Source organism: Arthrobacter sp. 05L45_2, assembly GCF_056397525.1.
Genome location: NZ_JBFTNO010000120.1, coordinates 1 through 10698, shown reverse-complemented (window position 1 = coordinate 10698; position 10698 = coordinate 1). Strand labels below are relative to the sequence as shown.

The window sequence follows — 10698 nt, the reverse complement described above, 5'->3', positions numbered from 1 at the left end:
GATCGGCAGCGCCCCACAGAAACGAGAGCCCAATGGGAAGCCCCACCCGCATCGAGGTAGAGGCTGCGGGCCATGTGGGTCACGTGTTCGCCTCCCCGCGCCCGGCCGGTGAGTCTGCCGGACTAGCCGTCGTGCTTATCCACGGCATCGGCGCCTCGCACCGCTACCTGCGCCGGCTGCACGGGCTGCTGGCGCGAACGGTCGACACGTATTCGCTCGACCTCCCGGGCTTCGGAGCCACCCCGCGTCCGTCGCGCACCCTCAGCGTGGCCGAACACGGCACCTACATCCTCGGCGCCCTGGAACAGCTGGGTGTACTGGAGTTCGTCATTGTGGGCCATTCGATGGGTACCCAGTTCGCGGTCGAGGCCGCCCGGCTTCAGCCCTCGCGGATCCCGCGCCTGGTCCTGATGGGCCCGGTAGTCGATGACCGGCGCCGCAGCGTGGCCCAGCAGGCATGGGCGCTGGGTCGGGACTGTATGTTCCACGAGAGCCCGTCCTCGAACGCCCTGGTTTTCACCGACTACCTGCGCTGCGGCCTCCGCTGGTACTTCAAGAACCTGCGGGTCATGATGGACTACCGCATTGAGGAAAGGGTCGCCGGCGTAGAAGCCCCGGTCCTGGTGATGCGCGGAGCCAACGACCCCGTTGCGCCGCTGCAGTGGTGCCGCCGGCTCGCTGGCCGTGCCCCCGCCGCGCAGGTCCTCGAGATCGACGGGACCGGGCACGTTGTCCAGCACAACCGGGCCGTGGAGGTGGCCGGCTCCATCCTCGCCTTCGCCGGCGTGGCCGCCCCCGGGACAGAAGCGCCACAGGGATCTGCCGCGTGAGCACCGTGCTCAGGAACGCCCGCTGGTGGGCCCGCGACTACGCCTATGCCGTCGGCCGGCAGTTGTTAAGTGCGGTGTCCCGGGTCAGCCCCGGCGAATTCCTCAGCGGTGACCGCCGGCCGGTCGTTGTGATCCCCGGCATCTTCGAGGACTGGCGCTTTATGCTGCCCCTGATCCGGGAACTGCACGATGCCGGCCATCCCGTGCACGTTGTGACCGTGCTGCAGCGCAACCGGCTGGAGGTCGCCAAGGCGGCCGCCCTGATCGCCCGGCACCTCCGGGATAAGGACCTCACGGATGTCCTTATCGTGGCGCACAGCAAGGGCGGCCTGATCGGCAAGTTCGCCATGCTGTCGCTGGATCCCGAGCTGCGCATCAGCCGGATGGTGGCCGTGTGTTCGCCGTTCTCCGGTTCACGGTATGCGGCGTACCTGCTGCTGCCCAGCCTGCGGGCCCTCTCTCCGCGCAGCGCCGTCACCCTGCAGCTGTCCCGCGAGCAGGGGGTCAATGCGCGCATCACGTCCGTCTATGGACTCTTCGACCCGCACATCCCCGAGGGCAGCGAGCTCCCCGGGGCGCGGAACATCCAACTGGACACCGGCGGCCACTTCCGCATCCTCGCCCACCCGGACACCGTTCACTTGGTCCTCTCCGAAGCCGGGTCTCCGGCCCGTGACGGCGGCAATGCCGCTAGTCTGTCAGTGAACTTACCAGTGTCCGGGATGCCGGACCGACCGTAGCAAGGCTTCTGCATGACACACCCAGGACGGCCGGCCCCGCTGGCCATCGATGCCCTGCCCCACATCGCGGACGGTGTGCCGCGGGCCCTTCTGATGCGCGCGCTGGCCGCCACCTCCGAGATCTCCCTGATCACCGACGCCGCGCAGAACATCCTGCACGCCAGCAGGTCCTTCACCACCATCACCGGATACTCCGAACAGGAGATGCTGGGCAGCAACTGCCGGGTGCTCCAGGGGCCCGGCACCTCGCGCGAGGTGGTCGAGACCATCCGTGACACGCTGGCGCGGGGCGAGGAATTCCGCGGCGATATCCTGAATTACCGCAAGGACGGCTCCCCGTTCTGGAACGCCCTGAAGGTCACCCCGCTCCTGGGCGATGACGGACGTCCCACGCATTTCGTCAGCGTCCAGCGGGACGTCACCACCCGGATGGCCCTGCACGAGCAACTCCGCTTCCAGGCCACCCACGACGCCGTGACCGGCCTGCCCAACCGTGCGGCCCTGGATCCCCACCTCACCGGGGCATTGGAGGGCGACGGCGGCCCGGGAGCCAGGATCGCCGTCGGACTCCTGGACCTGGACGGCCTCCGGAACGTCAACAACGCGCTGGGCCACGACGCCGGCGACGAGGTCCTCGCCGGCTGGGCCRCCCGGTTGCAGGCCCGGCTGCTGCCGGGCGAGTTCCTGGCACGGATGGGCGGCGACGAGTTCGTCCTGGTGGTCGAGGACGTCCCCGAGGATGGCGCCCGGGAGGCCCTGGCTGATGTCCTTGAACGGCTCGGCGGCAGCGTCGAGTCAGCGTTCGACGCCGGCGGCGGCGCCGTGCGCGTCGGGATGAGCGCCGGGCTGGCGCTCTCTCCGCGGGACGGAACGGAGACCCGCGGGTTGCTCCGCAGTGCCGATACCGCCCTGAAGCTCGCCAAATCGYGGAAGAACGGACGCGGCCAGTGGTGGGAGCTGGCAGGCCCCGTTGGGGCGCGCCCGGCCGCATCCCAGGCGGCGGCCGCACCAGAGGGCGCCGGACCGGCCGCTGAACCGCGTGACCCGGGCGCCGCTCCGGGCGACGGCACGGCAGCAGCGGCGCCCGACGCCGCGGCCGGCTACACCGAGCGGCTCTTCAACGGCGGACTGCGGATGTTCCTGCAACCCGCAGTGGACCTGTCGCAGGGCGGGGTCTACCTCTTCGAGGCCCTGGCCCGGCTGCAGCTCGAGGACGGCGGCTACGTTCCGCCGGCCGCTTTCCTTCCGCACCTTGAGCCCGCCGACGTCGACCGCCTGTTCCGGCTGGGACTGGAACAGGTGCTAGCCCAGCTCGCCGAGTGGGACGCGGCCGGGTTCTCCACCAAGGTCTCCATCAACCTCGCGCCGACCACCCTGTTGGATCCCGGCTTCCCCGCTTTCGTCGAGGAAGCCCTCGCCCGGCACCACATCAAACCCGCACGCCTGGTCCTGGAACTCCTCGAAACCGAGGGCGCGGAATGGGACCTGCTCAGTGAACCCCTCCGCCACCTCGTGGGGCTGGGTGTTGGCGTCGCTATGGACGATCTCGGCGCCGGTTACAGCAGCCTCAAGCGGCTTTCGATGCTGCCCTTCACTGCCGTCAAGATAGACCGGGACATGCTGACCGGGCTGCGGAGCACGCCGCTGGAATCATTGAGCCTGATCGCCACCCTGGTGCAGGTAGGCCGGGACTTCGATATGACGGTCGTGGCCGAAGGTCTCGAGGACCGCGGCATGACAGAGGCTGTCACCATGCTCGGCGTCCAGTTCGGCCAGGGCTACCACCTGGGCCGGCCCATGCCGGCGGCGGAGGTTCCGGCCTGGGCCGCGGGGTTCGGGGGAGGACCCGGCACCCGCGGGATCCGGACAGCCCTCGGTGCGCTGGCGTTCCACTGGAGGTTCCTGCGCCTCGGTTCCCCGCACCCGCACACCGTTCAGGACTGCCCGCTCAGCGGCTACCTCGACTATCGCGGCGCCGCACGGGGCGACGTTGGCCGCTGGCACGCCCAGCAACACAGCGCCGAGACCAGCTCCGGTGCCAGCCGTATGATTGTCGACTGGCTCATCCGCGAAATCCGCGCCGAAGCCGACGCCGACGGCCAGGACAGCTAGCCCTCGAAGTGCGTCCGTGCCGGGCCCTGGCCCAGGGCGTCAACAATGCCCGCAGCAACTGTGTGCAGCTTGACGTTCCGGGCGCTCGAGGCCGCCTTCAGCAGCTCGAAGGCCTCGTCCTGGCTGCAGCGGTTCTGCGCCATGATGATCCCGATTGCGACGTCGATGCCGGTGCGGGTTTCCAGCGTGGCCTTCAGGTCGTCCGCCGTGTCACTGAACTGGGCGAAACGCACCGCCAGCTGCAACGCCATGGTGGTCTGGGTCACGAAGGCACTCGCCAGCGCACGGGCCCGGTCATCGAAGCGGTTCGGCCGGTGGGAGTAGAAGTTCATCGCCGCCCGGGTGTCACCGTCCAGCTCGAACGGCACAGCCAGGATGGAGCGCATACCGTGCTCACGGACCATCGCGGCGCACTGCGGCCAGCGTTCGTCCGTGTCCAGATCGGGGATGTACACCGTCTCCTGTTCGCGGGAGGCCGTGATGCAGGGCCCGTCGCCGAAGCCGTACTGGACTTCGTCCATGGCCTGCGCCGCGGCGCTGCTGCTGGCCACCGTGGCGGCCTTGCGCTGCCGCAGCAGGGTGATCCCGCACAGGACCTCGTCATCGGGTTCAGAGAGACTGAGCGCCGAGACCCGGGCTAACTCGCTGAGGAACGCCTCGACGTCGGCGCTGTTCAGCACCTGCTGATGCAGGTGCTGGTTGATCGATGTTGCAGTTGACTCGCTTGCCACTATTCCTTGATGCCGTTTCGCTCGAATCGAATCGAACCGGCCAGGTGCATCGCAACCACTGCGGAAGTCAGTAGCGGTGGTAGCGGGGGGCAGGAGCCGGATCGAAGAACTATCCAACGGCCCTCTGCTAAACCGTACGGGGGAAATTATATACAGGACTTTCCGGTGAAAATGCCCCGGTCCCTGCCCGGTCAGTGACCGCACCGCCGCGCCGCGGGGGAACCGTCAGCCCGCCGGTCACACCCCTATGACTCCCCCTGCTCCGGACGTAGTCTTAGCGTTATCCCGAGGGATCCGGAAAGAAATCTATATGCCGCAGCTCGCAACGTGGGAGTCGTCCTCCCTGACCCTGACCATCGCCGACGCCGCCCAGAGGGGACCGGACACGGTGCTCGCCCGGCTGGGGTCGGCCCCCGGCGGCCTGTCCGAAACCGTTGCCCGGGAGCGGCTCGATGAACTCGGACCCAATGCGGTCCGGACCCACCAGGCCAGCGGATGGTCCGTGCTGGGCCGGCAGTTCCGCAGCCCCATCCTGATCCTGCTGCTTATCACCGCCGGGCTGTCGCTCTTCCTGGGCGACGCGACCAACTCCGTCGTGATCGGCGTGATCCTGTTCGTCAGCGTGGGCCTGGGCTTCAGCAACGAGTTCCGCGCCGAACGGGCGGCGGAGGCGCTGCATTCCCGGGTGACGCACACCGCCGTCGTGTTCCGCGACGGGACCGCCCGGGAACTGGCGGTAACCGCCCTGGTGCCGGGCGACGTCGTGCAGCTTGGCCTGGGTGCCGTCATCCCCGCCGACCTCCGCCTGCTGACGGCGAAGGACCTGCTCTGCGACGAAAGCATCCTGACSGGGGAGTCSCTGCCGTCGGCCAAGGATCCGGCTCCCGTGGCCGGCGGGGCCGCGCTGGGTGACCTGACGTCCTGCCTCTTTATGGGCACCGTGGTGCAGTCCGGCAGCTGCACGGGAGTGGTGGTGGCGACCGGCAGCCGGGCCGAGTTCGGCAGGATCGCCCTCGGCCTGGGGGCGCGGCAGCCGCAGACCGAGTTCCAGCTGGGCCTCAAGCGGTTCTCCTACCTGCTCCTGCAGGTGGCCGTCGGGCTGACCTCACTCATTTTCATCGCCAACCTGCTGCTGCAGCGCCCGGTCATCGAGTCACTGCTGTTCTCCCTCGCCATCGCCGTAGGAATCACCCCGCAACTGCTGCCCGCCGTCGTCAGCACCAGCCTGGCCACGGGCACCCGGCGGCTGGCCAAACGCAAAGTGCTGGTCAAACGCCTGGTCTGCATCGAGGACCTCGGGGATATGGACATCCTCGTCACGGATAAGACCGGTACCCTCACGGAGGGCCGGATCAGCTTCACGGCTGCGTTGCCGGTGCAGGCCGGGCTGTCCGCCGGCGGCCTGCTAACCCTCGGGCTGCTCGCCACCCAGTCGGACTACGCCGAGGCTCAGCGGTCCGCCGTGGGCCAGAACTCCCTGGACGCCGCCCTGTGGGAGGCCCCGGACGCGGCGGCGTTCGACCCCTCGAAGTACGAACGGCTCGATGTTATCGACTTTGACCACCTGCGGCGGCGCACCAGTGTGCTGGTACGGGACGCGGGCGGTCCCTCCCGGATCATCACCAAGGGCTCGCCGGAGGACGTGCTGGCCCTGTGTGACTTGGTGCCCCGGCCGGTGCAGGACCTGCTCGATGAACAGTTCGACGCCGGTTCCCGCGTGGTGGCGGTGGCCACCCGGCCGGCTCCCGGGATGACGGACCTGGTGCCCGCAGACGAGAAGAACCTGATGCTTGCCGGGTTCCTGGTGTTCCTCGACCGGCCCAAACCCAACGCGCGCGAGTCCCTGGACCGGCTGGAGGCGCTGGGTATCACGGTTAAGGTCGCCACCGGGGACAACGCGAAAGTGGCCGAAAAGGTCTGCCAGGAACTTGGTGTTCTCTCCGGCCGCACTGTTACCGGCGCGGAAGCCGAGGCCATGTCAGACCCGGACCTTAGCGCGGCCGCCCGGGAGGCGAGCATTTTCGCCCGGGTCTCGCCGGAACAGAAGGCCCGGATCATCCGCCTGCTGCGCCAGAGCGGCGGCGCCGTCGGGTTCATGGGTGACGGAGTCAATGACGCGCTCGCCCTCCACCAGGCCGACATCGGCATCTCCGTGGACAGCGCCACCGACGTCGCCAAAGACGCGGCGGACGTTGTGCTGCTGGATAAAGACCTCGGGGTGCTGGCCGATGGCGTAATGGAGGGCCGCCGGATCTTCGCGAACACCATCAAATACGTGCTGATGGGCACCTCAAGCAATTTCGGTAACATGTTCAGCGCCGCGACGGCGTCCGTGGTGCTGAGCTTCCTGCCGATGCTGCCCGGGCAGATCCTGCTCAACAACCTGCTGTACGACTCCGGCCAGCTCGCCATCCCCGGTGACCGGGTGGACAGGGACCAACTGCTGGCGCCCGCGCACTGGAACATTGCCTTCATCCGGCGCTTTATGTTCCTCTTTGGCCCCATCAGCTCGGTGTTCGACTTCGCCACGTTCGCCCTGATGCTCTTCGTCTTCAACGCCGTCCCCGGGGAATTCCGGGCCGGCTGGTTCATCGAGTCGATCGCCACGCAGACGCTGATCATTTTCGCGATCCGGACCCGGCGGGTGCCGTTCCTCCGCAGCCGCCCGTCTGCCGGGCTGCTATGCGCCGCCCTAGGGGTCGTGGCGCTGGGCATTTACCTCCCGCTGTCCCCGCTGTCCGGGATTTTGGGGTTCGACTCCCTGCCCGTCCCGTTCTTCCTGGCACTGCTGGGCATGACCGTGGTGTATCTGGTGCTGGTTGAGTTCGCCAAGCAATGGTTTTTCTCCCGGGCCGCCCAACAGCCGCCCGGCCCGGCCCTCCCGCGGGTCCGGCGCCGCGGACCGGACCATCATGTTGCCCGGCGCGCGGCGCGGTTCAGCACCCCGGACCAGGCCGTGCTCCGCTCCCGGCGATCCCCGTTGGCACCGCGCCGGGGACGGCCCGGCGGGTCCCGGCGAAACCGGGTACAAGGGCCCTCACATCCCCGGAACACCTGACGGATAGTGGAGAAAACGGCCACTTGGTCCGGTGCCCGGCCCGCGGAGCGCAGGGCCCGAAGTGCCCGGAGGCCGGCGCCCGATTGGAAAGCCAAGGCAATGAGCATTTTTGAAGACAGGGTGGACGCCGGGCGGCAACTGGGGCGGCGCCTGTCGGACCTGCGGGGCAAGGACATTGTGGTGCTTGGTCTTCCCCGCGGCGGCGTGCCGGTGGCCTTCGAAGTGGCCGCGGCCCTGGACGCTCCGCTGGACGTGATCGTGGTGCGCAAACTCGGGCTGCCGTACCAGCCGGAGCTCGCCATGGGCGCGATCGGCGAGGGTGGCGCCCGGGTCCTGGAGGAGCACGTACTGGCCCAGGCCCGGGTAGGCGAGCAGGAGCTGCAGGGCGTCGAGGCCCGCGAGCGGGCGGTGCTGGAGAACCGGGTGGCGCGGTTCCGGAAAGGCCGCGTCCGGCAGGACCTGACCGGGCGCATCGCGGTGATCGTCGACGACGGCATCGCCACCGGGTCCACCGCCCGGGTCGCTTGCCGGATCGCCCGCAAACTGGGCGCCGCAAGGGTGGTCCTGGCTGTGCCGGTCGCGCCGGCCGACACCCTGGCGGACCTGCGCGAACCCGACGAGGTGGTCTGCCTCGCGACGCCCCGGCAGTTCTCCGCCGTCGGCTACCACTACCGGGATTTCTCCCCGACCGACGACGAGGAGGTGATCCAACTCCTGGACGCCGCCGCGCGCCGGATGAACGACGCGCCACGGGCCCCCGTGCCGGCGGCCGCGTCCGGGGAACCGGTGGAATCCGATGAAGAGGTGGAAATCCCGTCCCGGGGGGTCCGGCTCCAGGGCCAGCTGCACCTGCCGGTCCCGGCCACGGCGGTGGTGGTTTTCGCCCACGGGAGCGGCAGCAGCCGACACAGTCCCCGGAACCGTTTTGTGGCCAGCGTCCTGCAGCGGGCCGGGCTGGGCACCTTGCTGCTGGACCTGCTGACGCCGGGGGAGGAGCGGAACCGCGCCAACGTCTTCGACATCGAACTGCTCGCGCGCCGGCTCTCCTCCGCCACTGACTGGCTGGCCACCCGGGACGATACGGCAGCCTGCGTCGTCGGGTATTTCGGGGCGAGCACCGGGGCCGGGGCCGCACTGTGGTCCGCGTCCGAACCCTCAGCCCGGGTGGCCGCCGTGGTCTCCCGCGGCGGCCGGCCCGACCTCGCCGGGCCGCGGCTGTCCGCCGTCCGGGCGCCGACCCTCCTGATTGTGGGCAGCTTCGATTATGAGGTGCTTGAGCTCAACCGGAAGGCCAAGGCCATGATGCGCTGCCCCAGCCAGCTCGCCGTGGTGCAGGGYGCCACGCATCTGTTCGAGGAGCCCGGAACCCTGGCCGCAGCCGCCATCCTGGCCCGGGACTGGTTTGTCCGGCAGTTACTCCCGGCGGCTTAGCCTGCGCCCTGGCCGACCACCAGCACGGGGCACTGGGCATGCGCGGCGCAGGCGCCGCTGACCGAGCCCATCACCTGCGCAAGGAAACCGCCCCGGCCGCGCCGCCCCACCACCAAAAGCTGCGCGTCCCTGCTCTCCTCGATCAGGACTTTGGCCGGCGCACCAAACTTGACCTGCCGGGTGAGCTGCTCAGGGCGGGCATCGCCGAAGGCCCGCTCCAGCGACTCCTCCACCAGGCGCTTGGCCGTCTCCTCCAGCTCGCCGGCAGACGCGGTGCGCTCCTCCGGAAGGTGGGAAGCGAGGAAGAAGCCCGAGGTGCCAAGGCACGTGATGACCTCCAGCGGGGCGTTCAGGCTGGCAGCCATGCGCCCGGCGAGCCGGAGCGCCTTTGTTGAAAACTCGGAGCCGTCCACGCCCACGACGATCCGCTGGTCTGCGCTCATGGCCCCCACCCTGCCCGGTGTCCCGGGGAGTGCCTAGGGCCAAGTTCTAGGGTGGAGGCACGGCAGCCGTCCCCAGTACCGAGGAGATCCTGATGAGAATTGCAGTGACCGGAGGAAGTGGAAAGCTCGGCAAGAGCGTCGTCCGCAGGCTCGTCGACGATGGCCATGAGGTCACCAACCTGGACCAGTCCGGGGACCGCTCACCGGGCTTCACCCGGGTGGACCTGCGCAACTACGGGCAGGTGGTGGACGTGATCCTTGGCCTGGACGACCGGCACCAGGGCTTCGACGCCATTGTGCACCTCGCGGCGATCCCTGCCCCTGGGCTCGCCCCGGACGCCGCGACGTTCGAGAACAACATGCAGGCGACCTACAACGTGTTCCAGGCCGCCCGCCGTGCCGGGATCAAGAAGATCGTCTACGCCTCCAGCGAGACGGTCCTGGGACTGCCGTTCGACGTCGACCCGCCCTACATCCCGGTGGATGAGGAATACCAGGCCCGGCCGGAAAGCACCTACTCCCTGGTCAAACACCTCGAGGAGCAGATGGCGATCCAGCTCACCCGCTGGGACCCCACGCTGAGCATCAGCGCGCTGCGGTTTTCCAATGTGATGGACCCGGAAGACTACGAGGAGTTCCCCTCGTTCGACGCCGACGCGCGGCTGCGCAAGTGGAACCTCTGGGGCTACATCGACGGCCGCGATGGCGCCCAGGCGGTGGCCCGTGCGCTGGAGCACGGCGCTCCGGGATTTGAGGCGTTTATCATCGCCAACGCGGACACGGTGATGGGCCGGTCCAGTGCCGAGCTCGCGGCCGAAGTGTTTCCCCGCGTCAAGGTGGTCAAGGACCTCGGAGAGCACGAGACGATGCTCTCGATCGACAAGGCCAAACGGCTCCTGGGATTCGCCCCGGAGCACAGCTGGCGGACCTACCATTCGAACCGGACGACGCCGACCGAGGACTGACGTCCCGGCCACCACCGACCTGCCACCATCCACCTGCCACTGAGGAGTTCCATGCAATACCGCACCCTGGGCAACAGCGGAGCCGTTGTTTCCAACTACGCGCTGGGCACCATGACCTTCGGCGCCGAAGCCACCGAGGAACAGTCCCACGCCATCCTGGACACGTACTTCGAGGCCGGCGGCAACTTCATTGACACCGCCGACGTCTACAGTTCGGGGGTCTCGGAGGAGATCGTCGGCCGCTGGCTGGCGGACAGGACGGAGCTCCGGGACAGGGCCGTGGTGGCCACCAAGGGCCGCTTCCCGATGGGGCAGGCGCCTAACGACGTCGGCACCTCGCGCCGGCACCTGGTCCGGGCCCTGGACGGCACCTGGTCCGGGCCCTGGA

9 protein-coding genes are annotated in these 10698 nt (G+C 68.9%); 7 read left to right on the top strand and 2 right to left on the bottom strand.

The window, feature by feature from the left end; all coding sequences use genetic code 11:
* The first annotated feature begins 32 nt into the window (after nt 1–32).
* Genes AC1DHD_RS10475 through AC1DHD_RS10465 form a run of 3 tightly spaced genes read left to right on the top strand, consistent with a single transcriptional unit; the run spans nt 33 to nt 3682 of the window.
* The gene (locus AC1DHD_RS10475; protein ID WP_476879657.1) at nt 33–830 is read left to right on the top strand and encodes an alpha/beta fold hydrolase; all 798 of its coding nucleotides are present in this window, start codon (nt 33–35) and stop codon (nt 828–830) included.
* Nucleotides 827–1570 carry an esterase/lipase family protein gene (locus tag AC1DHD_RS10470; RefSeq protein ID WP_476879656.1) on the top strand — a complete coding sequence of 248 codons (744 nt, stop codon included), beginning with the start codon at nt 827–829 and terminating at the stop codon, nt 1568–1570. Before AC1DHD_RS10475 ends, AC1DHD_RS10470 begins: the two co-directional genes overlap by 4 nt.
* Before the next feature lie 12 nt (nt 1571–1582).
* Entirely contained in the window at nt 1583–3682 is a 2100-nt protein-coding gene (locus AC1DHD_RS10465; RefSeq protein WP_476879655.1) for a putative bifunctional diguanylate cyclase/phosphodiesterase, read from the top strand.
* Here the strand turns inward: AC1DHD_RS10465 and AC1DHD_RS10460 are convergent.
* Nucleotides 3679–4413, bottom strand: coding sequence for a GAF and ANTAR domain-containing protein (locus AC1DHD_RS10460; RefSeq protein WP_476879654.1), 735 nt, complete (start codon nt 4411–4413; stop codon nt 3679–3681). The genes AC1DHD_RS10465 and AC1DHD_RS10460 overlap by 4 nt on opposite strands.
* A 310-nt stretch (nt 4414–4723) precedes the next feature.
* On the opposite strand from AC1DHD_RS10460, the gene mgtA reads away from it, so the two are divergent.
* Both mgtA and AC1DHD_RS10450 read left to right on the top strand, forming a co-directional pair.
* Entirely contained in the window at nt 4724–7471 is a 2748-nt protein-coding gene (gene mgtA, locus AC1DHD_RS10455) for a magnesium-translocating P-type ATPase (protein ID WP_476879653.1), read from the top strand.
* 99 nt (nt 7472–7570) lie between these two features.
* Entirely contained in the window at nt 7571–8902 is a 1332-nt protein-coding gene (locus tag AC1DHD_RS10450; protein WP_476879652.1) for a phosphoribosyltransferase family protein, read from the top strand.
* Here AC1DHD_RS10450 and AC1DHD_RS10445 read toward each other — a convergent pair.
* A complete protein-coding gene (locus AC1DHD_RS10445) occupies nt 8899–9345 on the bottom strand; it encodes a universal stress protein (protein WP_476879651.1) in 447 nt (148 codons plus the stop codon). The genes AC1DHD_RS10450 and AC1DHD_RS10445 overlap by 4 nt on opposite strands.
* A gap of 92 nt (nt 9346–9437) precedes the next feature.
* Between AC1DHD_RS10445 and AC1DHD_RS10440 the strand changes: the two genes are divergently transcribed.
* Nucleotides 9438–10310, top strand: a complete 873-nt coding sequence (locus AC1DHD_RS10440) for an NAD-dependent epimerase/dehydratase family protein (protein ID WP_476879650.1) — start codon at nt 9438–9440, stop codon at nt 10308–10310.
* 51 nt (nt 10311–10361) lie between these two features.
* Nucleotides 10362–10698, top strand: a 337-nt coding sequence (locus AC1DHD_RS10435; protein WP_476879649.1) for an aldo/keto reductase, incomplete at its 3' end; no start/stop codon positions are given.

Coding starts and splice junctions, on each gene's coding strand:
- AC1DHD_RS10475 (WP_476879657.1), top strand. CDS start 33: ATGGGAAGCCCCACCCGCATCGAGGTAGAGGCTGCGGGCCATGTGGGT.
- AC1DHD_RS10445 (WP_476879651.1), bottom strand. CDS start 9,345: ATGAGCGCAGACCAGCGGATCGTCGTGGGCGTGGACGGCTCCGAGTTT.
- AC1DHD_RS10440 (WP_476879650.1), top strand. CDS start 9,438: ATGAGAATTGCAGTGACCGGAGGAAGTGGAAAGCTCGGCAAGAGCGTC.